21 protein-coding genes are annotated in these 21,434 nt (G+C 71.9%); 14 read left to right on the top strand and 7 right to left on the bottom strand.

Annotated elements, in window-relative coordinates:
• Nucleotides 1-88: 88 nt before the first annotated feature.
• On the bottom strand, nt 89-238 hold the full coding sequence (locus ACFT4A_RS04100) for a twin-arginine translocation signal domain-containing protein (RefSeq protein ID WP_382825742.1): 150 nt from the start codon (nt 236-238) through the stop codon (nt 89-91).
• Between the two features lie 607 nt (nt 239-845).
• Between ACFT4A_RS04100 and ACFT4A_RS04095 the strand changes: the two genes are divergently transcribed.
• A complete protein-coding gene (locus tag ACFT4A_RS04095; RefSeq protein ID WP_382825740.1) occupies nt 846-1,859 on the top strand; it encodes a hydroxyacid dehydrogenase in 1,014 nt (337 codons plus the stop codon).
• A gap of 190 nt (nt 1,860-2,049) precedes the next feature.
• Here the strand turns inward: ACFT4A_RS04095 and ACFT4A_RS04090 are convergent, their stop codons facing one another.
• Nucleotides 2,050-2,607 carry a hypothetical protein gene (locus ACFT4A_RS04090; RefSeq protein WP_382825739.1) on the bottom strand — a complete coding sequence of 186 codons (558 nt, stop codon included), beginning with the start codon at nt 2,605-2,607 and terminating at the stop codon, nt 2,050-2,052.
• Between the two features lie 320 nt (nt 2,608-2,927).
• On the opposite strand from ACFT4A_RS04090, the gene ACFT4A_RS04085 reads away from it, so the two are divergent.
• The 9 genes from ACFT4A_RS04085 (at nt 2,928) to ACFT4A_RS04045 (ending at nt 13,109) form a co-directional block, all read left to right on the top strand.
• Complete coding sequence (locus ACFT4A_RS04085; protein ID WP_382825737.1) at nt 2,928-4,016, top strand: LacI family DNA-binding transcriptional regulator; 1,089 nt, start codon at nt 2,928-2,930, stop codon at nt 4,014-4,016.
• Between the two features lie 392 nt (nt 4,017-4,408).
• Nucleotides 4,409-5,746, top strand: coding sequence for an ABC transporter substrate-binding protein (locus tag ACFT4A_RS04080; protein ID WP_382825735.1), 1,338 nt, complete (start codon nt 4,409-4,411; stop codon nt 5,744-5,746).
• Between the two features lie 7 nt (nt 5,747-5,753).
• Nucleotides 5,754-6,638, top strand: a complete 885-nt coding sequence (locus tag ACFT4A_RS04075; RefSeq protein ID WP_382825733.1) for a carbohydrate ABC transporter permease — start codon at nt 5,754-5,756, stop codon at nt 6,636-6,638.
• A complete protein-coding gene (locus ACFT4A_RS04070) occupies nt 6,638-7,555 on the top strand; it encodes a carbohydrate ABC transporter permease (RefSeq protein ID WP_382825731.1) in 918 nt (305 codons plus the stop codon). Before ACFT4A_RS04075 ends, ACFT4A_RS04070 begins: the two co-directional genes overlap by 1 nt.
• Nucleotides 7,556-7,578: 23 nt before the next feature.
• A complete protein-coding gene (locus ACFT4A_RS04065; RefSeq protein ID WP_382825729.1) occupies nt 7,579-9,168 on the top strand; it encodes a family 43 glycosylhydrolase in 1,590 nt (529 codons plus the stop codon).
• 171 nt (nt 9,169-9,339) lie between these two features.
• Complete coding sequence (locus ACFT4A_RS04060; RefSeq protein ID WP_382825727.1) at nt 9,340-10,764, top strand: Gfo/Idh/MocA family protein; 1,425 nt, start codon at nt 9,340-9,342, stop codon at nt 10,762-10,764.
• 142 nt (nt 10,765-10,906) lie between these two features.
• Entirely contained in the window at nt 10,907-11,950 is a 1,044-nt protein-coding gene (locus ACFT4A_RS04055; RefSeq protein ID WP_382825725.1) for a LacI family DNA-binding transcriptional regulator, read from the top strand.
• 119 nt (nt 11,951-12,069) lie between these two features.
• Nucleotides 12,070-12,492 carry a RidA family protein gene (locus ACFT4A_RS04050; protein WP_382825722.1) on the top strand — a complete coding sequence of 141 codons (423 nt, stop codon included), beginning with the start codon at nt 12,070-12,072 and terminating at the stop codon, nt 12,490-12,492.
• A 194-nt stretch (nt 12,493-12,686) separates the two neighbouring features.
• Nucleotides 12,687-13,109 (top strand): helix-turn-helix domain-containing protein, encoded by a 423-nt coding sequence (locus tag ACFT4A_RS04045; RefSeq protein WP_382825720.1) that lies wholly within the window; start codon nt 12,687-12,689, stop codon nt 13,107-13,109.
• Between the two features lie 28 nt (nt 13,110-13,137).
• Here ACFT4A_RS04045 and ACFT4A_RS04040 read toward each other — a convergent pair whose 3' ends face one another.
• On the bottom strand, nt 13,138-13,674 hold the full coding sequence (locus tag ACFT4A_RS04040) for a peptidoglycan-binding protein (protein ID WP_382825718.1): 537 nt from the start codon (nt 13,672-13,674) through the stop codon (nt 13,138-13,140).
• 314 nt (nt 13,675-13,988) lie between these two features.
• On the opposite strand from ACFT4A_RS04040, the gene ACFT4A_RS04035 reads away from it, so the two are divergent.
• On the top strand, nt 13,989-15,020 hold the full coding sequence (locus ACFT4A_RS04035) for a DUF5954 family protein (RefSeq protein ID WP_382825716.1): 1,032 nt from the start codon (nt 13,989-13,991) through the stop codon (nt 15,018-15,020).
• Between the two features lie 26 nt (nt 15,021-15,046).
• Here ACFT4A_RS04035 and ACFT4A_RS04030 read toward each other — a convergent pair whose 3' ends face one another.
• The gene (locus ACFT4A_RS04030) at nt 15,047-15,454 is read right to left on the bottom strand and encodes an SRPBCC family protein (protein ID WP_382825714.1); all 408 of its coding nucleotides are present in this window, start codon (nt 15,452-15,454) and stop codon (nt 15,047-15,049) included.
• A gap of 142 nt (nt 15,455-15,596) precedes the next feature.
• Between ACFT4A_RS04030 and ACFT4A_RS04025 the strand changes: the two genes are divergently transcribed.
• Nucleotides 15,597-16,001, top strand: coding sequence for a VOC family protein (locus ACFT4A_RS04025; RefSeq protein WP_382825712.1), 405 nt, complete (start codon nt 15,597-15,599; stop codon nt 15,999-16,001).
• Here ACFT4A_RS04025 and ACFT4A_RS04020 read toward each other — a convergent pair.
• Together ACFT4A_RS04020 and ACFT4A_RS04015 are read right to left on the bottom strand one after the other, a co-directional pair.
• Nucleotides 15,981-16,670, bottom strand: a complete 690-nt coding sequence (locus ACFT4A_RS04020; protein WP_382825710.1) for a helix-turn-helix domain-containing protein — start codon at nt 16,668-16,670, stop codon at nt 15,981-15,983. The genes ACFT4A_RS04025 and ACFT4A_RS04020 overlap by 21 nt on opposite strands.
• Before the next feature lie 28 nt (nt 16,671-16,698).
• Nucleotides 16,699-17,634, bottom strand: a complete 936-nt coding sequence (locus ACFT4A_RS04015) for an AraC family transcriptional regulator (protein WP_382825708.1) — start codon at nt 17,632-17,634, stop codon at nt 16,699-16,701.
• 81 nt (nt 17,635-17,715) lie between these two features.
• Between ACFT4A_RS04015 and ACFT4A_RS04010 the strand changes: the two genes are divergently transcribed.
• Nucleotides 17,716-18,561, top strand: coding sequence for an NmrA family NAD(P)-binding protein (locus tag ACFT4A_RS04010; protein ID WP_382825706.1), 846 nt, complete (start codon nt 17,716-17,718; stop codon nt 18,559-18,561).
• Nucleotides 18,562-18,575: 14 nt separating this feature from the next.
• Here the strand turns inward: ACFT4A_RS04010 and ACFT4A_RS04005 are convergent, their stop codons facing one another.
• Nucleotides 18,576-19,742: a YihY/virulence factor BrkB family protein gene (locus ACFT4A_RS04005; protein ID WP_382825704.1), complete on the bottom strand. Its 1,167-nt coding sequence runs from the start codon at nt 19,740-19,742 to the stop codon at nt 18,576-18,578.
• 52 nt (nt 19,743-19,794) lie between these two features.
• Between ACFT4A_RS04005 and ACFT4A_RS04000 the strand changes: the two genes are divergently transcribed.
• Nucleotides 19,795-21,429: an acyl-CoA dehydrogenase family protein gene (locus tag ACFT4A_RS04000; protein ID WP_382825702.1), complete on the top strand. Its 1,635-nt coding sequence runs from the start codon at nt 19,795-19,797 to the stop codon at nt 21,427-21,429.
• Nucleotides 21,430-21,434 lie beyond the last annotated feature (5 nt).

Below are 21,434 nucleotides of genomic sequence, written 5' to 3'. Positions count from 1 at the left end.
GAGCTCCTTGCGGATACGAAGACGGGAGACGGCCGAGGTCACTTCAGGCCGGTGGTGGACATGCCGGCGACGAAGCCGCGCTGGGCGATCAGGAAGCGGGGCGCGTGACGGTCTCGCCGCCGCTGACACCGATGGAGACCTGCATCGCGCAGCCGCTCAGCGTCGCCGCGCAGGCGCCCGCTGCCGAGAGGGCGAGGAATCGGCGGCGGCTCAGGGAAGCACCAGCACGTGGGTGCATGAACGCACACCTCCTTGCGTTTCCGGCATGCATAGCAACCGGTTGTTGTGCGTGGGGCAGAGCTTCTTCCGGTCGGCATGGCGCGTCAAGGGCCTTGACGAATTTTCGAAAAGACTGTGTAACCTCGGCGTCATCAGCTTGAGGGCGGGTCAGACCCTGCTTTCGGTCGACGTGATCAAGCCATCGAAGAGTGCCCCGACCGTCATGACCAGGGGATGTTCGCGAGGTCCAGTCGGCAGCGGCTCGGGAACCGGTTGCCGAACAGACCATCTGGCCGTCGCGACGCCGACGGCGGTGCGCCCAGGCCCCGCCGACCCTCGCCGAAACCGCAGTAATCGATTTCCACGGCGAGTCTCGTGGCGAGCCGCGCGGACGGGTCGCCACCCCGGCCCGATCCGCCCGACCGCACCCACCCCACTCCCCCACCCCACCGACCTCACCCTCGCCAGTCGGGCCACAACCTGCTCTCATCACGGGCGTTGCGCCGAACCGGCACCTCCCTCCACCATCCCCGCCCAGCCGATTGACCGCCGCTTCCCGGCGGATCTACGGTAGAAGGCGCTTTCTGAAACAGTTTCCGTTCTCCGTCCTCTGCTCCAGGAGAGTCATGCCCAGCCCTCAGCTGCCGCGGACCGTGTTCGCGATGGACCCGGTGCACCTCCCGCTGCTCTTCCCTCCGCCGCTGATGGAGCGACTGAGGCGTACGGCCGACGTCGACCCCGGACTGGTGGTGCGGGACTTCGCCGATCCGGCCGCGGCCGGCGCCCTGGCCTGTGCCGAGGTGCTGATCACCGGCTGGGGCTGCCCGCACCTGGACGCCGGTGTCCTCTCGGCGGTCCCGAGGCTCGACGCCGTGCTGCACGCGGCCGGCTCCGTCCGCTCCCTGGTGGGCGAGGCCCTGTGGGAACGCGGGGTCACCGTCTCCAGCGCGGTGACGGGCAACGCGCTGCCCGTCGCGGAGTACACGCTCGCGATGATCCTGCTGGTGGGCAAGGACACCTTCGACCACCGCGAGCACTTCCGCCGTACCCATGCCTACCCGGGCCCCGCCGAGACCGCCGCGACCGGCAACGTCGGCCGCCGCGTCGGGGTCGTCGGCGCGTCCCGGGTGGGGCGCCGGCTGCTGGAGCTGCTGCGGCCGTTCGACCTCACCGTCCTGCTGCACGACCCGTATGTGAGCCCGGCCGAGGCCGCCGCGCTCGGTGCCGAGTCGCTGTCGCTGGAGGAGTTGCTCAGACGCAGCGACATCGTGAGCCTGCACGCCCCCGACATCCCCGAGACCCACCACATGCTCGACCGCGACCGGCTCGCCCTGGTGCGGGACGGGGGCGTGCTCATCAACACCGCCCGCGGTGCGCTGGTCGACCACGAGGCGCTCACCCACGAGCTGGTCTCGGGCCGGCTCAGCGCGGTCCTCGACGTCACCGACCCGGAGCCGCTGCCCGCCGGCTCGCCGCTGTACCACCTGCCCAACGTGTTCCTCACCCCGCACATCGCGGGCTCCCTCGGCAACGAACTGGAGCGGCTCGGCCGCATCGTGGTGGAGGAACTGGAGCGGCTGGTGGCGGGTGTGCCGCCGGTTCACGAGGTACGGCACGCGGATCTGGCGCGGGTGGCGTGACGCCATGGCGGGCGGGCGACCCGGACTTACGGCAAGCCGGGCGGGACCGGCCCCCCGCCCTGGTGGACACGCCATGACAGCTGGGCCTTTCGGCGACGCGGCAGGGAACCCGCGTGCGCTCCGGCCGGGCGTCGACGGCCGGGCGACCGGGCGACGCGGAAGGACCTCGAAGTCGGCCGGCGAAGCGGCCTCAGTCCGGGGACGGCCTTGTCACTCCCAGGTCCTCACGCATCGCAGTGCGCATTCTGGACAGGTCCTGCCAGCCCTGCCTGATCTCATCCCGCACGCCCTCGATGTCGTCGCCTTCCCGTGTGGTGCCACGGGTCAGGCGGGCCAGGACGCCGTAGACGGAATTCAGGTCGCTGTCGACCCGCTTCACCTCTGTCAGCACGAGGTCCGGCACGATCATCTGGGCCTCGGCGTATCGGCGACGGTAGTCCACGCGGGCCGCCTCGACCGTGGCCAGCGACTCCTGCGGGTCGTACCCGATGCGCAGTACGTGGGAGTGGTCGTTGAGGGTCGCCAGATAGTGGCGGGCGGCGGCGTTGAACTCCGTGTACGCCGCTCTGCGGGTCTCCCGGCCCGACTCCGCCAGCCGGGCGGCGATCTCGGCGCGGCGCGTCCCTTCGAGCCGTTCCCACTCCTCGCGGCGGGACACGTCCCCGCGGCGCTGGGTCAGCCACGCCGACCCCAGCGTGCCGCCCACGCCGACAACCGCCACCAGCAGGCCCGCCACAGCCGAGTCCATCGCGCCTCCCCCGTGCCGCCGGCGCTTCCGTACAGCCACTCAGTGTGCCTGCCGGAGGGACGCCGCCACAGACCGCGTCGCGGCTCGGTGACCGGCGGCGTGGGAACGCGACGCGGGTCGTCACCGCACGGCGGGCGATTCCGGCACGCGTCATGCCGGGCAGGGGCGTTCCACCGCTGTCCACAGGCCCTCCGGCCTTGGAGTAACGATGGGATACGGTTTCCGCACAGTGCCGAAACGACCGATGCAGTCGGCGCGGCCGGGCCCGCCACCGGCCGGACGGCAACGGGCCGGGCCACTACCGTGAAGGAGCCGCAAGGGTGAGTCAGCGCAAGGCGACGAGTGACGCCGGCCGGGCGACCATCCGCGATGTCGCGGAGCGCGCGGGCGTCTCCGTGGCCAGCGTCTCGCGGGTGCTGTCCGGCAACTACCCGGTGTCGGAGGAACTGCGCCGCCGGGTGATGAAGGTGGTCCGGGACCTGGACTACGTCACCAACGCCCACGCCCGCTCCCTCGCCGGCGGCGGCACACCGACGGTGGCGATCCTCATCAACAACATCACCGGCGCCGCGTTCGCGCACGTCGCGAAGGGCGTCGAGGGCGCCGCCACCCTGCGCGGCTGGCTCTCCCTGGTCGGCACGACCGGTGACGACCCGGAGCGTGAGCTGGCCCTGGTGAACATGATGCGGCAGCAGGGCGTGGCCGCCGTGATCCTGCTCGGCGGCGCCTACGACTACGACGAGTACCAGCTGCGCATGGCCCGCTTCGCCCGTTCCCTGGACGCGGCCGGCTCGCATCTGGTCCTGGTGGGCAGGCCCCCGCTGGAGGGCGACGTCCCGGCGACGACGGTCGACTACGACAACGAGGGCGGCGCCCACGCGATGGCCAGCCACCTGCTGTCGGCCGGTCACCGACGCGTCCTCGTCCTGCCCGGGCATGCCGAACTGACCACCGCCCAGGGCAGATTGAAGGGAGCGCAGCGGGCCTTCGAGGCGTACGGCGTGCCCTTCGACCCGGGCATGGTCCGGCACGGCCCGTACGACTACGAGCACGGCTACGAGGCGGTCGAGGCGGCCCTGCACGACGCTCCGGACTTCACCGCGGTGCTCGCCGGCACGGACGTGGTCGCCGCGGGCGCCGCGCAGGCCCTGCGCGCGGCGGGCCTGCGGGTACCCGAGGACGTCTCGATCGTCGGCTACGACGACATCCCGCTCGCCTCCCAGCTCACGCCCCAACTGACCACCGTGCACGTGCCGTACGAGGAGATGGGCCGGGTCGCGCTGCGCGCCGTGGCCGACCGGCGCGAGGGCGGCGCGGGCCGTCGCAAGAGCGCCGACGGCGATCATCTGGTGCTGGGCACGCATGTCGTGGTCCGCAACTCGGTGCGGCCACCGGCTACACGCGTCTGACCGCTGACGCTGACGCGAAGTCGAGTCGTTACGTAACCGGTTTCCCGAGACTTTACGGCCCCTCACGGGTGCCGTCGGCGTGCCCGCCGCAGCGCGGACCGGCGGCTCCGACAGCGCCTTGACCTGTGCGTATACCGAGCCGGACGCGAGGCGACCCCGCGCACCCGGCGATAACCCACCGGACAATCCGCCGTAACAAATTGACGCGCACCTCTTGCTCTGAGCGGATCCGTCCGCCTACCGTCCCAGCAACCGCTTACTACAGCTTCTGCTTGGCCGACCCCCCGCAACCGCGAGCCGACGGTTTTCCGGCCGCCGTTCCCGGCCGGCATCACCGAGCCGCCGCCGTCCTCTCGTTCTGAGAACGTCCTATTCCGAAGGATCACGGTCAGATGAACTTCACCAGCCCCCGGAGAAGGTTCGCCTCCGCCGCTGTCGCGGGCATCGCGCTGACAGGTCTGCTCTCCGCCTGCGGCGGATCCGGCTCGGGCGACGACGCCGCGTCGAAGTCCGGTCCGGTCACCCTCCCCTTCTGGGGCTGGGCCAACGGCCAGGAAGCGGTCGTCAAGGCGTTCAACGCGTCACACAAGGACATCCGGCTGAAGTACACGAAGGTCACCGACCAGCTGACCATGCAGAAGCAGCTGACCAACGCGGTGAAGGCCGGCAACGCGCCCTGCCTGGTGCAGAACACCGCCGAGTACGTGACGAGCTGGGTGTCGCAGGACGCGCTCGCCGACATCACGCGGTACGTCGAGGGCGAGCAGGACAAGTTCAACACCGGCGCCTGGGCGAGCGCGCAGGTGCAGGGCAAGCTCTACGGCGTTCCCACCAGCTCGGCGCCCCAGTTCACGATCTACCGCACCGACATCTTCGAGAAGTACGGCCTGAAGCCCCCGGCCACCTGGGACGAGTTCATCGCCGCCGGCAAGGTGCTGAAGAAGCACGGCATCAAGATCACCAACTACGCCGGTGAGGACCCGAGCACGCTGGAGGTGCTCGCGATGCAGGCCGGGGCGCACTGGTACGCGATCGACGGCAACGCCTGGAAGGTGGACTTCCAGGACGAGGGCACCCTCAAGGCCGCGAAGGTGATCCAGGAGATCATCGACAACGACCTGAACGCCAAGCTGTCCTTCGCCGACTACGCGGCCGTGCAGCGCAGTTACGACACCGGTGCCACCGCGACCCGGCAGATCTCCACCTGGCAGATGGCCGGCATGGTGCAGAACTTCACCAAGTCCTTCGGCGACTGGGCCCTGGCCCCCTGGCCGACGTACCAGGGCGAGGCGGCCAAGACGCCGGCCGGCACCAACCTCACCGGCAGCGTGACCCTGGTGACCAAGCAGTGCGAGAACCAGGAGCAGGCGGCGAAGGCGGCGCTGTGGATGTCGACGAACCAGGACGCCGTCAAGACGATGGCGAGCCCGGAGACCGGCAACGGCGTGATGCCCGCGCTGGCCGACAGCAAGGCCTACGTCGGTGAGTCGATCTCGCGGAAGCTGCTCGGCGAGAACTACGCGCCGGCGCAGAAGGTCGTGACGGACAGCCTGGGCACGGTCACCACCGACTGGACCTACGGCCCGAACTGGACCGCGATGTTCACCGAACTCCAGGCGGGCTGGGCCAAGGTGGTCAACAAGCAGGAGAAGGTCACCGACCTGCTCGCGCACATGCAGGAGTGGACGGTCAAGGACCTGAAGTCCCGCGGTATCAGCGTCAAGGGCTGAGGCATCGATGACTCGCTCCCTGCGCTGGAAGGGCGCCGCGTTCACGGTGCCCTTCCAGCTCGGCTTCGTCTTCCTGTATCTGCTCCCGATCGGCTACGCCGTCCACGAGTCGCTGTTCACGGAGAAGCAGTCCGGGCTCGGCCTCGGCGGCGCGACCACGGAGTTCGTCGGGCTCGAGAACTACACCCAGGGCCTGACCGACTCGGCGTTCATGAACTCCATCCTGCGGGTGGTGCTCTTCGCCTGTGTCCAGATCCCGTTCATGCTGCTGATCAGCCTGCTGCTGGCGCTGTTCCTGGACGCGCTGACCTCCAGGGCGGCGAGCCGGTTCCGGATCCTGCTGCTGGTGCCGTACATGATCCCCGGGGTGGTCGCGGCGATCGTGTGGGTCAACCTCTACAGCCCGGACGTCGGTCCGCTCACCCCGATCGGCAAGACCCTCGGCTTCGACTGGAACTTCTTCGCACCGTCGATGGTGTGGCCGTCCATCGGCAATCTGCTGACCTGGCACGGCATCGGCTACAACATGGTGATCATCTACTCGGCGCTGCAGGGCGTGCCGCGCGAGCTGTTCGAGGCGGCCCGGCTGGACGGTGCCTCCGAGCTGCGGATCGCGCGCAGCATCAAGATCCCGTTCGTGCGCGGGGCGCTGGTCCTGACGGGGCTGCTGTCGATCATCCAGATGCTGCAGATCTTCAACGAGCCGGCGCTGTTCCGGAACATCACTCCGCAGACGGTCAGCGACAGCTTCACCCCGATCATGATCATCTACAACCAGGCCTTCAACGCGGGCGAATACCACTACGCCGCCGCGCTGTCCGTGCTGCTCGCGCTGATCCTGGGCGTGGCCTCCTTCCTCTTCTACCGGCTCACCTCGAAGGAGGCCGACTGATGGTGCTGACCGAGCGGACCGCCACCGAGCGGTCCGAAGTCCGCGGCGTCCGGCGTCTGTCCCGTCCGGATCCGGCCTCGCGCGGGCGGGGCGGCCAGCGCTTCCTTCTCGTCGGGCTGGCCCTGGCGAGCGTGTACAGCCTGTTCCCGGTGTGGTGGCTGATCGTCGCCGCGACCAAGGACCGCACGGCGCTGTACCAGAGCAACGGGCTGTGGTTCTCGGGCTGGCACCTGTGGGACAACCTGCGGCAGGTGTTCACGTACCAGGACGGCATCTTCCTGCGGTGGACGGCCAACTCGTTCCTGTACGCCGGTGTCGGCTCGCTCGGCGGCACGCTGATCGCCCTCGCGACCGGTTACGGACTGGCCCGCTTCGACTTCCCGGGCCGTAACGCGATCTTCGCGTGTGTCGTGGGCTCGTTCCTGATCCCGATCGCGCTGCTCACGCTCCCGCTGTATCTGCTGTTCTCGGCGATCGGCATGGTGGACACCCCCTGGGCGATGCTGATCCCCTGCCTGATCAACCCGTTCAGCGTGTATCTGGCCAAGGTGTACACCGAGGCCACGATCCCCTACGAGCTGCTGGAGGCGGCCCGGATCGACGGCGCCGGCGAGCTGCGGATCTTCTTCAGCATCGTGCTGCGGATGATGACGACGGGCGGCGCGACGGTGTTCCTGCTGGCCTTCGTGAACACCTGGAACGCCTTCTTCCTGCCGCTGACCGTGCTGCGCGGCAAGGAGAACTGGACGCTCAACCTCGGCCTCTACAACTGGACCGGCACCCGGCTGGAGTCCGGCATCGACCTGACCGGTCTGGTGCTGACCGGAGCGCTGCTGTCCATCGTGCCAATGGCGATCATGATGGTCGCGATGCGCCGCTACTGGCGGTCGGGCGTGACGCTCGGCGCCCTCAAGTGATCAACTCCCCGGGGAGCCCTCACGTGACCGTCCTGCACAACCCCGTCCTCCGCGGCTTCGCCCCCGACCCCTCACTGATCCGGGTCGGCGACTGGTACTACGTGGCGACCAGTTCCTTCGAGTGGTTCCCGACGATCCCGGTGCACCGCTCCCGCGACCTGGCCCACTGGGAGTACGCGGGGCACGTCGAGGGGGCGGCGCCCGGGGGCTCGCTGGCCGGGGTGCCCGACTCGGGCGGCATCTGGGCTCCGTCGCTGAGCTGGGACGGGGAGCGGTTCTGGGTGACGTACACCGTCGTACGGTCGGTCGGCACGCCGTACTTCGATCTCGACACGTACGTCTCGACGGCCGCCGAGGTGGGCGGCGGGTGGAGTGCCCCGCGCCGGGTCGCGAGCCACGGCTTCGATCCGGCCCTGTTCCACGAGGACGGGCGGCTGTGGCTGCTGAACCTGCAGAACGACCACCGGCCGGGGGGCCGCAGATTCGCGGGGATCGTCGCCACGGAGCTGGACCGGGACACGCTGGCACCCGTCGGGGAGACGCGTCTGCTGCTTCAGCACGACCGGTTGATCGAGGGGCCGAAGCTGCTGCGCCGCGAGGGCTGGTACTACCTGGTGCTCGCCGAGGGCGGCACGGGCTGGGAGCACGGGGTGCGGGTGGCCCGCGGCAGGGAGCTGACCGGGCCGTACGTGCTCGACGACCGGCCGCTGCTGACGACACGGGACGACGAGGGCGTGCCGTTGCAGAAGGCCGGGCACGGCGAGCTGGTCGAGACGCCGGACGGGCAGTGGCTGCTCGGTCATCTGACGGCCCGTCCGCTGCACACGTCGCACGGCCGCCGTTGCACGCTCGGACGGGAGACCGCGATCCAGGCGGTGACCTGGGACGCGGAGGGCTGGCCCCGGCTGCGGCAGGGCGGTTGGCACCCGGCGGTGGACGTCGATGTGCCGACCAGGCCGCACCCGCTGCCGCCCGCCGCACCGCCCGAGGACCTGTCCTGGCCGTGGAGCACCCCGCGCGAGGCGCCGGACCCGTCCTGGGCCGACACGACGGCACGCCCGGGCTGGATCCGGCTGCGCGGCCGGCACGGGCCGGAGTCCCGCTGGGCGACCAGCCTGCTGGCCCAGCGCGTCACCGAGCACCAGGCGGAGGCCGAAATCACCGTCGAAGCAAGGCCGGTGACCTTCACCCAGGCTGCGGGGCTGGTGCTCTGGTACAACCCGGAGGCGTATCTCAGCCTGGATCTGACCTGGTCGGAGCCGGAGGGCGAGCCGCAGTGCGGGCAGCAGTGGAGCGGGGGTGGCCGTACGGTGCTCAGCCTCGTGGAGCGGGATGAGGGTGGTGCCCGGCAGGTCGCGGTGGTGGACGTGCCGGTGGCGGAACCGGTGACGTTGGGTGTGACGGTCGAGGGTGCCGACGCCCGTTTCTGGTACGTACGGGACGGGGTGCGTACGGCGGTCGGAGCGGCCCTGGACTTCAGCCGGCTGTCCGACGACCACGGCTCCCGGCTGCGCTTCACCGGGGCGATGGCGGGCATCCACGCCCGGGACCTCGTCGACGCGGCGTTCACGGCGGACTTCACGGGGTTTCGGCTGACCTGCACTCCGGGCTGAGCGCGGCGGCACGTTCGGGGTATCGACAGCCGATGCTCGATTCTGCTCGGAACGGCTCCCCATCGAGCACGTATTGACATGTCACGGTCGAAGCCCGCAGAGTCATGCCCCGAAAGTTCCGACAGTGCCCCGGCAGTGATGCGAGCCACCTCATCGAGGAGTGTTGCCGTCATGTCCGAAACACCCGCTGTCTCACGCCGACTGCTTCTGGGCGGAGCCGTCGCCACCGGTGCGCTCGCGGCCGGGATGACCGCCGCGGCCCCGGCCGCCTCCGCCGCGACCGGGCAGGCGCCCCGCCGCCGGCCCGGGCAGAAGTCGATGATCGGCGTGCCGTTCGAGGCCCACAGAACCGTCCGCGTCGGAGTCATCGGCCTGGGCAACCGCGGCGGCGGCATGGTCGAGGGCTGGGCGGCCGTGCCCGGCTGCACCGTGACCGCCGTCTGCGACATCCGCGCCGACCGCGCCCGGCGCGTCGCCGACCGGCTGGTGGGCAAGGGCGAGCCCCGCCCCGCGGAGTACGGCGGATCGGCCGACTCCTACGCCCGGATGCTCCGGCGCGACGACATCGACCTGGTGTATGTCGCGACGCCCTGGGAGTTCCACCACGAGCACGGCAGAGCCGCGCTGCTCAGCGGCAGACACGCCGTGGTGGAACTCCCCGTCGCGACCGAACTGCGCCAGCTGTGGGACCTGGTCGACACCTCCGAGCGCACCCGCAGGCACCTGCTCCTCGCCGAGAACTGCAGCTACGGCCGCAATGAACTGGCCATGCTGAGGATGGCGCACGCCGGGGTGTTCGGCGACATCACCAACGGCCATGGCGGCTACCTCCACGACCTGCGTGAACTCCTCTTCTCCGACACGTACTACACCGACTCCTGGCGGCGGCTGTGGCACACCCGCAGCACCGCGTCCCTCTACCCCATGCACGGGCTGGCGCCCATCGCGGCGGCCATGGACATCAACCGCGGCGACCGGCTGGCCACCCTGACGGCCACCGCGACCGCCCCGAAGGGCCTGGCCGACTACCGCGAGCGCTTCGTCCCCCGGGACCATCCGTCCTGGAAGGAGACGTACATCAACGGCGACCTGGTCACCTGTCTCATCGAGACGGAACGGGGCAGGATCGTCCGGGCCGAGCACGACGTGAGTTCACCCCGGCCGTACAGCAGGATCAACACCCTCGCCGGCAGCCGCGGGATCGTCGAGGACTACACCGGGCCCGCCCCGACCGGCGCGCGCGTCTACCTGGAACCGGACCACGGCGGCCACACCTGGCGCGACTTCGCCGACTACCGCAAGGAGTACGACCACTGGCTGTGGCGGAAGGTCGGAGACGACGCCGCGAACAACGGCGGTCACGGCGGCATGGACTACGTCCTGCAGTGGCGCACCGTCCAGCTGATGCGCGCCGGGCTGGTGCCCGACATCGACGTGTACGACTCGGCCGCCTGGTGCGCGGCGGTGCCGCTGAGCGCGGCGTCCCTGGCGAGGCGGGGCCGCCCGGTCGAGATCCCGGACTTCACCCGTGGCGCCTGGGCCGGCAGGCGGCCGGGCCTCGACTCCGACCCGACGGAGATGCCGCCCGTCGGCTGAGTCCTGCTCCGGATCGGCCGCCACCGCCGACGGCACCCCGCCCGGGCGTGATCGGCCGGCATTCAGTCGCCTGTCTACCCGCCGTCCTGCGCCGCGCCTAGAGTAGGAAGCGCTTTCTGCCCGGTGGAGAGGTGGGTTCCCGATGGTCCGTACGGCGAGTGCGAGCGTGGCGGCAGGTCCGACGCTGGCGGTCGTGGCCCGTGAGGCGGGGGTGTCGGTGCCGACCGCGTCCAAGGTGGTCAACGGCCGGGAGGACGTGGCGCCCGAGACCCGCCGCCGGGTCACCGAGGCGCTCGACCGGCTCGGCTATGTGCGCAGACCCCGGTTCGACGCGGCGAAGGCGCCCCGGCTGGTCGACCTGGTCGTGCACTCGCTGGAGAGCTCCTGGTCGGGCGCGGTGCTGCACGGAGTGGAGGAGGCGGCGCACGACGCGGGCCTGGAGGTCGTGGTGTCGGCCGCCCTGACCCGCTCCCGGGTCGGCCGCCCGGAGCGCGGCTGGCTGGACAAGCTGGTCGCCCGGGGCTCCTCCGGGGTCCTGTTCAACCTGGCCGAGCTGAGCGACTCGCAGTACGCCTGGCTGGAGCAGCACCGCATCCCGTTCGTGATGATCGACCCGGTCCAGGAGCCGCCGGAGGGCGTGGTCTCGGTCGGGGCGGCGAACTGGCAGGGCGGTCTGACGGCCACCGAGCATCTGCTGTCCCTGGGGCATGAGCGCGTCGCCGTCATCGCGGGCGACCGGCGCACGCTGTGCAGCAGCGCCCGGGTCGCCGGTTACCGCTCGGCGCTCGCGGCGGCCGGGGCCGGGCACCGCGCCGAGTACCTCCGGTACGCCGGTTTCGACGAGAGCCTGGCACGCCTCCGCATGCTGGAACTGCTCGACCTGCCCGAGCCGCCGACGGCCGTCTTCGTCTGCTCGGACCGGATGGCGCTGGGGGTGTACCAGGCCCTGGCCGAGCGAGGGCTGAAGGTCCCGCACGACGTCAGCGTGGTGGGCTTCGACGACCTCCCCGAGGCCCGCTGGGCCTCCCCCGCCCTGACCACGGTCCGCCAGCCCCTGTCGGAGATGGCCGCGACGGCCCTGCGCTCACTGCTGCGCATGATGGACGGGAACCGCCCGGAGAGCACGCGGACGGAGCTGTCGACACGGCTGGTGGAACGGGCGAGTACGGCTGCGCCGCCTGCCTAGGGCCCGTCCGACGGGGGCGATGGGCCGGAATACGCCGGTGGACATGGGGAGTTGGCGAGAGTGATCAGGGTCGTCGCCGGTTCGGCGGTGGCCGTACCCCGCGAAGGGACCGACTCGTCATGACGCGCGACTCGCGCACGATCACCAACCCGGCCGCGCTCCACGACCCCACGCCGTTCGGCTACAGCCACGCCGTGTCGGCGCCCGGCGAAACCGTCTTCATCGGCGGCCAGTACGCCTCCGACGCGACCGGCACCCCGGTACCCGGGGACTTCGCCGCACAGGTGGAACTCGCCTTCGACCGACTGAAGTCGGCGCTGGAAGGCGTCGGGCTCGGCTACGAACATGTCGTACGGCTCGGCACGTTCATCGTGGACCACGACCTCGACAAGCTGGCGGTCCTGGGCAAGGCGCTGCACGCCCGCTTCGGGGAGCGGCTGCCGGCGCAGACGCTGAGCGGCGTCGCCTCGCTGGCGTTGCCGGGCATGCTGTTCGAGGTCGACGCCGTGGCGGTGCGCCCTGGTACGGGGGACATCGGCTGACGGGCCCCGCGGTCGCCGTGCCCCGGCGCGCCGTCGTCGAGCGGTGGTCGCTCGGTCGGCCGTCTCACACCCCCTGAGCGCGCCGCGCGCCCGTCGCCACGGGGAACTGGTCCGGACGGGGCGGCGTCGAACGATGCGGTGGGGAGGGGCCGTTGCCCGGGGGCGGGGTGGCGGCGGGCAGTGGGGGGACGACCATGACACGCTGGCAGCCGCTTCCGGACGCACTGCCGAGGGAGGCACGGCATCTGGTCGAGCAACTGCGGGCCCTGAAGGACCGCACGGGTCTGAGCCTGGCCGAGCTGGCCCGGCGGACGGCGTACAGCAAGTCGTCGTGGCAGCGGTATCTCAGCGGGGCCAAGCAGCCGCCGAGGGGCGCGGTGCAGGCGCTGTGCCGGGTGGCCGGGACGGATCAGGCGCGGCTGCTGGCGGTGTGGGAGCTGGCCGACCCGACGTGGCCGCGCGGTGCGATGGTGCCGGCCGGGCAGGGGGTGGACCTCGCGACGCCGCCGCCCGGTGCCGAGTACCGGCGGTGGCGGGCGGCGGCGCTGGTCTCCTTCGCGGTCATCGTCGTACTGCTGGCGGGACTGCTGTGGGCCCTGCCGAGGTGGAGCGGGTGACTCGGGGGTCACCCGCCCGTCAGGGCATTCAGCCGACTGTGCGGTAGTGCGCGTTCTTCCAGGGCCCGACGTTCTTGAGCTTCACCTGGTACTTGCCGCCCACGCGCTTGAAGTTGACGTTCCGCGCGTCGCCCTTGTACTGGACGATGTTGCCCGGGAGGCTCTGCAGCCGGGTCTGGGCGAAGTCCCAGCTCTCGCTGACGACGGTGCCGTCGGTCTCGGGGAGGTTGTGCCGGCTCTGCCACCACTGCGTGGCCGACTCGGTCTCCGGCCCGAACGAGCCGTCGATCTGGCTCTTCTTGAAGGGCCGCCACTCGCCCTCGTCGTCCTCCCACAGGGCGCCGTCCGCCCACAGGACGGTCTCCCACAGGGCGATGGCGTTGCCCCTGGCGTAGGCCTCGACGCCGAGGTTCTCCTCGTCCTCCCAGTCGTTGGTGACGGCACCGCCGCCGTCGATGCCGAAGTAGGGAGCGGCGTTCGCGGCCGGTGCCAGGGCGATCCCGGTGGCCCCGCCCCCCAGCAACACGGCCGTCACCATCGCCATGGCCCGATTGCGCATGCTCATGCGGTGTTCCTTTCCGAACCGCCGTCCCCCGCGGGTCACCCCTGGGGCGGCTCGTCTCGTTTGGCACGGCACAGCGTGGCGTCCGGCCCCCGGCCCCGGCGAGCCTTCCCGGCGTCCACGGACCGTCCAGGGACGGCTCGGGCGCGGGGCGGCGGCGTCCCGGCGGAGCGTGGGACGCGCGGGGTCTGCGTGGGCCGGTCCGGTCCGGGCCGGTCCGGCAGGCGGTGCCCCGCGTCCGCGCCCGGTTCCCAACAACTGCATTTGTTGCATCGCCCGGCCTCCTGCGCGCTCCTCGCGACCGGGACAATGCGTGCATGGATGATGACTGGCAGCAACAGATCGACGCTCTCCAGGAGGAGCTGGTCCGCCGCGACGACCCGGCCGCCTGGGTGCGGGAGGCCGACGCGATGGACGCCTCGCGGCGCTATCCCGCGCTGTCGCTGCGCGGGCCGGTCTTCGGGGTCGCCGCGCAGGATCCCGCCCTGGGGCCGGAATGGCGGCTGCTGAAGCCGGTGACGGACGGCATGCCGCAGGTGGCCCGGGACGGACTGCACTCACACCTGTGGTTCTCGGCCAAGGACGACACCGACGACCCGGCCGTCCGGCGCGAACTGCTGGCGGCCGTCGCGGTGATGGAACGCGAGCCGGTGAACGAGGTGGAGGCGTGCGGCGTGCGCTACCGGGTCGTGCGCGGCGACGAGTTCGCGCGCTGCGACGACGACGGTCTCGAACCGCCGCGCCCCACCGACCTGGAGCCGGCCTCCCGGTCGTGGGACAAGCGAGCGAAGGACACCCCCTCCCCGGACGTCGGCTTCCTCCTCGACCCGGCCCGCCCGGACGGCCTGGCGGCGGGCGCGCTACGGCTGGGGTTGAGCGACTTCGCGTACAAGGGAGCCCGTTTCCCCTCCGACGTCCGCGAGGAATCCGAGCGCGCGGTGGTCACGCACCCGGATCCGGTGCTGCTGCCCGTCGGATTCGGCGTGGTCGAGCGCGGCCGTCACGGCTGGCAGCCCTGCGGCACGCTCATGGCCACACCCCACGACGCCCGGCGGCTGCTCCACAACGGCATGTCCGAGATCTGGGCGATGCTCTACCAGTACGACGAGGCCAAGAAGGCCCGGTACGCGCGCGCCGCCGAGGAGTACAAGGCACTCGACCGCGCCGACGAGTTCCGCTTCGACGACCGCCTCTTCCGGATCTGCCGCGTCGAGCGTTTTCTGCGCATGGGGCCCGACGGGCCGGAAGGCCCGCGCCCGTCGGACATCGACGAGTACGGCCCCATGAAGATGCACCCGACAATGGACGAGGACGGCACCATCCACTACGAGTCGGAGACGGCGGACTAGGGAGAACCTGGGAGGACTGGGGAGGACTAGGAGCGTTCCATCAGCCGCTTGAGGGCGCTGAGGTCGGCGGAGACCGCCTCGGCGTCGCGGCGGAACTCCTCGTCGCTCATCCCGGGCTGCCGGCGCAGGGTGAACACCACCTCGCAGCCGGGGCCGTCGGCGATCACCCGCATCGGGTTGTGCACGGTCTGCCCGGAGGGGAGGGTGACGTCGTGGTCGAGCACGCCGAACTCGTTCCTGGGCGTGAACACGACCACGACCCGCCCCATGGGCGACTCCCCCACCCACTGGCCGTCCACCTTCTCCATGGAGCCGGCCAGCCCGGAGGCCCAGCCGGGGACGTTGACGGGGTCGGAGACGTAGTCGTAGACCTCCTGGGCGGGGCGGTCGATCGGGATGCCGAGGTGCCGGGATCGCTGTGTCGTGGTCGTCATGGCGGCGACGTTACGCGGGCGGCCCGGGGATGGTCTTGAACGGATCGGACACGGGTGCGGGCGTGGGGGGCGGGGGGGATCCAGTGTTCCGGTGTCCGTTTCCTTCAAGACCGGCCGCCCCGGGCCTGCCTACGGTGGCCCCATGACCGCACGATTCGATGCCATCGGCCTCGTCGTCTCCGACATGGCCGCCTCCGTCGCCTTCTACCGCCGGCTCGGTTTCGCCTTCCCGGAGGGCGCCGAGAACCAGCCTCACACCGAGGCCGAACTGCCCGGCGGGCTCCGGCTGCTCTTCGACACCGAGGAGACGGTCCGCTCCTTCCTCCCCGCGTGGGAGCCGCCCGCCGGCGGGGGCCGCGCCTCGCTGGCCCTGCGGTGCGACGGGCCGGCGGACGTGGACGCGGTGTACGAGGAACTGGTGGGCTCCGGGTACCACGGCGAGCTCAAGCCCTGGGACGCCTTCTGGGGGCAGCGGTATGCCGTCGTGCACGACCCGGACGGCAACGGGGTGGACCTCTTCGCCCCGCTAGCCGCGTCCGGCGAGTAGCTCGCCCAGCGGCAGCCCCGCCAACTCCCTGACGTCGCGGGCCAGATGGGCCTGGTCGGCGTATCCGGCCCGGGCGGCCGTGTCCGCGAAGGGCACGCCGTGCCGGGCCAGTGCGAGGGCGCGGCGCAGCCGCAGGATACGGGCCAGGGTCTTGGGACCGTAGCCGAAGGCGGCGAGCGAGCGGCGGTGCAACTGGCGGGCGCCCAGACCCAGTTCGTCGGCGGTGGCGGCGACCGGACGGCCCGCGTCGAGGGCCGTGACGACCTCCCGCAGCACGGGGTCCGAGGGTCCGGCCCCGGCCGCCTGCCGCAGCGCCACCTCCTCCAGGCCGCTCGCCGGGTCGGGGGCCGCGTTCACCCGGTCGGCCAGGCGGCGCACCTCCGAGGCCGGCCACAGATCCGCCAGCTCGACCCGGCGGTCACGCAGCTCGCGCGCCGGTACGCCCAGCAGCGCGGGCGCCGTCCCCGGGTAGAAGCGCACCCCGGCCCAGGCACCGGTCTCGCCGCCCGTCAGATACGCGTGGGTGTCGGGCCCGGCGACCAGCAGCCGCCCTTCGTGCCACAGCAGGTCCATGCACCCGTCGGGCAGCACGCGCCCCACCCCGTCCCGGTCCGGGGTGTTGGTCCACACGACCGCTCCCGCCAGCCGCGACGCCCACTCCACGTACACGTGGCCAGGCTACGCCGCCCCTGCCCCCTCACGCCGCCCGTGCCCGGTACTCCACCGGGCTCACCCCGTACACCCGCTTGAACGCGGTCGACAGGGCGAACGCGCTGCCGTAGCCGACCCGGCGGGCCACCGCGTCGAGCGTGTCGTCGGAGTCGCGCAGCCGGTCGGCGGCCAGGGCGAGGCGCCAGCCGGTGAGGTAGGTCATCGGGGGCTCGCCCACCAGGCCGGTGAAGCGGCGGGCGAGCGCGGCGCGGGACACTCCCGCCTTGGCGGCGAGCGAGGAGACGGTCCACGGGTGGGCGGGGTCGTCCTGGAGCAGACGCAGCACACCGCCGACGACCGGGTCGGCGAGGGCCCGGTACCAGGCGGGGGCCTCCGCCTCCGGGCGGGCGAACCAGGCCCGCAGCGCGGCGATGACCAGCAGGTCGAGCAGCCGGTCCAGGACGACCTCCTGGCCGGGCTCGTCCCGGACGATCTCCTCGGCGACGTACGGCGTGAGCGGGCAGGCCCACACGTCGGACGGGAGGGTGAGCAGCGGCGGCAGGGCGTCCAGCAGCCGTCCGCCGACCTCGCCCCGCATCGGGTACGTGCCGATCAGCATCACGGTGGCCCCGTCGAGCCGGTCGCCCCAGGTGCGCACGCCCAGGTCCATGGAGCCGTTGAGGGGTCGTCCGTCGGGGTAGCGGCACTCCTGGTCGGGCAGGATCAGCGCCTGCGGGGCCGTACCGGGGTCGTCGGCGCAGGTGTACGGGTCCGGGCCGCGGGCGATGGCGAGGTCCCCGGCCCGCAGCAGGGCCCGCTCGCCCCGGTCGGGCACCACCCAGGCCTCGCCGCGCGCGACGAGCATCACGGTGAGCGGGGCCCGGTCCTCCACCCGGACCGCCCACGGCGGGTCGAAACACGCCCTGATCATGAACGCGCCCCGCGCGCGGGGGCCGTCCAGTAGCCCTGCGACTGCGTCCATGGGGCCAGATTAGACGCGGGCGTATGGGAATGAGCCGTTCAGCGATGGTTCCGTGCCGCGTACGGCAGTTGACTCGACGGCATGACGAACACGACACGGAACACGCAGGGCATGACAGTGGTGGTGACGGGCGCCTCGGGCCGTACGGGGAGCCGGGTGGCGCGGGCCGCGGAGGCCGCGGGGCTCACGGTACGGGCCGCGTCCCGGGCGACCGGCTTCGACTGGTGGGACCGCTCGACCTGGGCGGCGACCCTGCGCGGCGCCGACGCGGCCTATCTCGCCCACCCCTCGGACGTCGGCGCGCCGGGCGCCGCCGAGGCGGTCGGGGCGCTGGCGCGCGAGGCGGTCGGGCTCGGGGTGCGACGGCTGGTGCTGCTGTCCGCGCGGGGCGAGGACCAGGCCCTGCCGACCGAGGAGGCGCTGCACGCCTCGGGGGCGGACTGGACGGTCGTACGGGCCGCCTGGTTCGCGCAGAACTTCAGCGAGGGCCCGCTGGTGGCGGAGCTGCGGGAGCGCGGTGAGCTGGTGTTCCCTGCCGACGAGGTGCGGGAGCCGTTCCTCGACGTGCGGGACATCGCGGACGTGGTGGTGACGGCGCTGACGGACGGCGACCGGTACGTGGGCCGGACGATCAGCCTGTCCGGGGCGCGGCTGCTGACCTTCGGGGAGGCGGTCGCGGAGATCGCCGGGGCGACGGGGCGGCCGCTGACGTACCGGGCCGTCTCGACCCGGGACTACGGCGAGGCGATGGTCGGCTTCGGTCTGCCACCGGAGGAGGTCGCGGCCATGACCGGCATCTTCGACACCCTCCTCGACGGCCGCAACGCGCACCTCGAGGACGGTGTACGGGAGGTCCTGGGCCGGGCACCGCGCGCCTTCACCGACTTCGTGCGGGAGGAAGCCGCCGCCGGCACCTGGAAGGCGTGACGCGGGCGGGTCCCTCAGTGCTCGGAGGGCGGCGGCGCCTCCCCGTTGGCCTCGCTGTTCTTCGCGTGGGTGCTCTTCACATGGGTGCTCTTGACATGCGTGCGCAGGCGGGCCGAGACGTCCTCCGGAGGCAGGAAGCGGGACCAGCGTTCCGGGAACTCGGAGGGCATGTCGGGGTCGGCCTCCCCCTGGGCGGCGGCGCGGGCCACGTACTCGGCGACCTGCGCCTGCCGCAGCCGCTCGTTGGCCTCGCGGGCCGCGGCCGTGGCGGCGGCCGGCCAGACCCGGTCGATGGCGGCGTTGACCGCGGCCCCGACCAGCACCGCGAACGCGGACACACCGATCCACAGCAGCACGGCCACGGGCGCGGCCAGGGAGCCGTAGATCGTGGGGCCCTCGACCGTGCTGGTCAGGTAGATCCGCAGCAGGAAGCTGCCGAGCACCCACATGCCGAGGGCGACGAGCGCGCCGGGCACGTCCTCGATCCACGGGGAGCGCACGGGGACGGACACGTGGTACAGGGTCGTGAGGAAGGCGATCGACAGCAGTATCACCACGGGCCAGTACAGGACCTGCACGACCGTCGTCGACCACGGCACGATCCGCACCACCGCGTCCGGTCCGGCCACCATCAGCGGCAGCGCGACGGAGCCGATCAGCAGGGCCACGATGAACAGCGCGAAGGCCAGCAGGCGGGTCTTGACGATGCCCCGGACGCCGTCGAGGCCGTACATGACGGTGATGGTGTCGATGAAGACGTTCACGGCGCGGGAGCCGGACCACAGGGCGAACAGGAAGCCGATGGAGATGACGTCGGGCCGGCCGCCCTTCATCACGTCGTGCAGGATCGGCTCGGCGATCTCCCTGACGCCCTGGTCGGAGAGGATCGTGCGCGCGGCCTCCAGGATGTTGGCCTCGAGGCTCTCGATGGTGTCGGCGCCGGTCCAGGCGTCGACGTAACCGAGCAGTCCGATCATGCTGAGCAGCAGCGGCGGCACCGACAGCAGCGTGAAGAACGCGGCCTCGGCGGCCAGGCCCAGGATGCGGTACTCGATGCAGGAGTTGACGGTGTCCTTGACCAGCAGCCAGGCGGTCCTGCGCTTGGATACGTTCCGGTAGAGGGCCCGCGCCCGGTGGAGGCGTCCGGAGGGTGTGTCGGGGGTTTCACTTCCTGGCTGCACCCCCTAACGGTATCCGTCGCGCCCGAGCGCACTCACCCGGTAGGTTCGCAGCATGGCTGGCAGCACCCACTCCGTGAGCAACCAGGTCCCGCCGCTGGTCGGGTACGACGTCTTCACGGCCGACCGGGCCCTCACGGCCGGGGTCGAACGTCATCTGGATCCGGATCTGCGCGACGAGGTGTTCGGCGAGCTGGCGGCGCTCGGGCGGGCCTCCGGCTCGGCCCAGGTGCAGGAGTGGGGGGCGCGGGCCAACGAGAATCCGCCGCGGCTGCGCACGCACGACCGGTACGGCGAGCGGATCGACGAGGTCGAGTTCCATCCGTCCTGGCACCGGCTGCTCGGCAAGGGCGTATCGGCCGGTCTGACGGCGGCCTGGGCGCGGCCGGACGGGCACCTCCGGCGGGCGGCGGCCTTCCTCGTGTGGACGCAGGTCGAGGCCGGCAACGGCTGCCCCCTGTCGATGACGCACGCGGCGGTGCCCGCCCTGCGCACGGACCCGGAGCTGGCCGCCGAGTGGGAGCCGCGGCTGACGTCCATGGTCTACGACCGTGAGCTGCGTCCCGCCCATCTGAAGGCCGGCGCGCTGTTCGGGATGGGCATGACGGAGAAGCAGGGCGGCAGCGACGTCCGGGCGAACACGACGTCCGCACGGCCGCTCGCCGAGGACGGGACGTACGAACTGACCGGGCACAAGTGGTTCTGCTCGGCGCCGATGTCCGACGGCTTCCTGGTGCTGGCGCAGGCTCCGGACGGGCTGACCTGCTTCCTGGTGCCGCGGGTGCTGCGCGACGGGACGCGCAACGTGTTCCTGGTCCAGCGGCTCAAGGACAAGCTCGGCAACCGGTCGAACGCCTCGGCGGAGGTCGAGTTCGACGGGACCTGGGCGCGCCGGGTGGGCGAGGAGGGGCGCGGGGTGCGCACCATCATCGAGATGGTCGCGGCGACCCGGCTCGACTGTGTGCTGGGCTCGGCGGGGCTGATGCGGCAGGCCGTGGCGCAGGCGGTGCACCACTGCACCCACCGCGAGGCGTTCGGCGGGAAGCTCGTCGACAAGCCGCTGATGCGCAACGTCCTGGCCGATCTCGCGATCGAGTCGGAGGCGGCGACGACCCTGGCGCTGCGGCTCGCGGCCGCCTACGACGACGGCGGCGAGCAGGCGCGGGCGCTGCTGCGGATCGCGGTGCCGGCCGCCAAGTACTGGGTGACCAAGCGGTGCCCGCCGGTGGCGGTGGAGGCGGCGGAGTGCCTGGGCGGCAACGGGTACGTCGAGGAGTCCGGAATGCCCCGGCTGGTGCGGGAGTCGCCGCTCAACTCGGTCTGGGAGGGCGCGGGCAATGTCCAGGCCCTCGATGTGCTGCGGGCGTTGCAGCGGGAGCCGGGCGCGCTGGACGCGTATCTGCGGGAGGTCGGGCAGGCGCGCGGCGCCGATCACCGGCTCGACGGGGCCATCAAGAACCTGCTGACCGAACTGGCCGATCTGGAGGGCGTGGAGGGGCGGGCGCGACGGCTGGCGGAGCGGCTCGCGCTGGTGCTCCAGGGGTCGCTGCTGGTCAGGTTCGCGCCGCCGCAGGTGGCCGACGCGTTCTGCGCCGCCCGGCTGGGCGGTGACGGGGGCGCGGCCTTCGGGACGCTGCCGCACACGCTGGATCTGGCGGCGGTGGTGGAGCGGGCCCGTCCGGTGTCCTGACCTGC

The organism is Streptomyces sp. NPDC057099, assembly GCF_042671245.1.
Classification (GTDB): Bacteria; Actinomycetota; Actinomycetes; order Streptomycetales; family Streptomycetaceae; genus Streptomyces; species Streptomyces purpurascens.
This window is presented reverse-complemented; position numbering and strand designations above follow the sequence as displayed.

Coding starts and splice junctions, on each gene's coding strand:
- ACFT4A_RS04100 (WP_382825742.1), bottom strand. CDS start 238: ATGCACCCACGTGCTGGTGCTTCCCTGAGCCGCCGCCGATTCCTCGCC.
- ACFT4A_RS04095 (WP_382825740.1), top strand. CDS start 846: ATGCCCAGCCCTCAGCTGCCGCGGACCGTGTTCGCGATGGACCCGGTG.
- ACFT4A_RS04090 (WP_382825739.1), bottom strand. CDS start 2,607: ATGGACTCGGCTGTGGCGGGCCTGCTGGTGGCGGTTGTCGGCGTGGGC.
- ACFT4A_RS04080 (WP_382825735.1), top strand. CDS start 4,409: ATGAACTTCACCAGCCCCCGGAGAAGGTTCGCCTCCGCCGCTGTCGCG.
- ACFT4A_RS04075 (WP_382825733.1), top strand. CDS start 5,754: ATGACTCGCTCCCTGCGCTGGAAGGGCGCCGCGTTCACGGTGCCCTTC.
- ACFT4A_RS04070 (WP_382825731.1), top strand. CDS start 6,638: ATGGTGCTGACCGAGCGGACCGCCACCGAGCGGTCCGAAGTCCGCGGC.
- ACFT4A_RS04060 (WP_382825727.1), top strand. CDS start 9,340: ATGTCCGAAACACCCGCTGTCTCACGCCGACTGCTTCTGGGCGGAGCC.
- ACFT4A_RS04055 (WP_382825725.1), top strand. CDS start 10,907: ATGGTCCGTACGGCGAGTGCGAGCGTGGCGGCAGGTCCGACGCTGGCG.
- ACFT4A_RS04050 (WP_382825722.1), top strand. CDS start 12,070: ATGACGCGCGACTCGCGCACGATCACCAACCCGGCCGCGCTCCACGAC.
- ACFT4A_RS04045 (WP_382825720.1), top strand. CDS start 12,687: ATGACACGCTGGCAGCCGCTTCCGGACGCACTGCCGAGGGAGGCACGG.
- ACFT4A_RS04040 (WP_382825718.1), bottom strand. CDS start 13,674: ATGAGCATGCGCAATCGGGCCATGGCGATGGTGACGGCCGTGTTGCTG.
- ACFT4A_RS04035 (WP_382825716.1), top strand. CDS start 13,989: ATGGATGATGACTGGCAGCAACAGATCGACGCTCTCCAGGAGGAGCTG.
- ACFT4A_RS04030 (WP_382825714.1), bottom strand. CDS start 15,454: ATGACGACCACGACACAGCGATCCCGGCACCTCGGCATCCCGATCGAC.
- ACFT4A_RS04025 (WP_382825712.1), top strand. CDS start 15,597: ATGACCGCACGATTCGATGCCATCGGCCTCGTCGTCTCCGACATGGCC.
- ACFT4A_RS04015 (WP_382825708.1), bottom strand. CDS start 17,634: ATGGACGCAGTCGCAGGGCTACTGGACGGCCCCCGCGCGCGGGGCGCG.
- ACFT4A_RS04010 (WP_382825706.1), top strand. CDS start 17,716: ATGACGAACACGACACGGAACACGCAGGGCATGACAGTGGTGGTGACG.
- ACFT4A_RS04000 (WP_382825702.1), top strand. CDS start 19,795: ATGGCTGGCAGCACCCACTCCGTGAGCAACCAGGTCCCGCCGCTGGTC.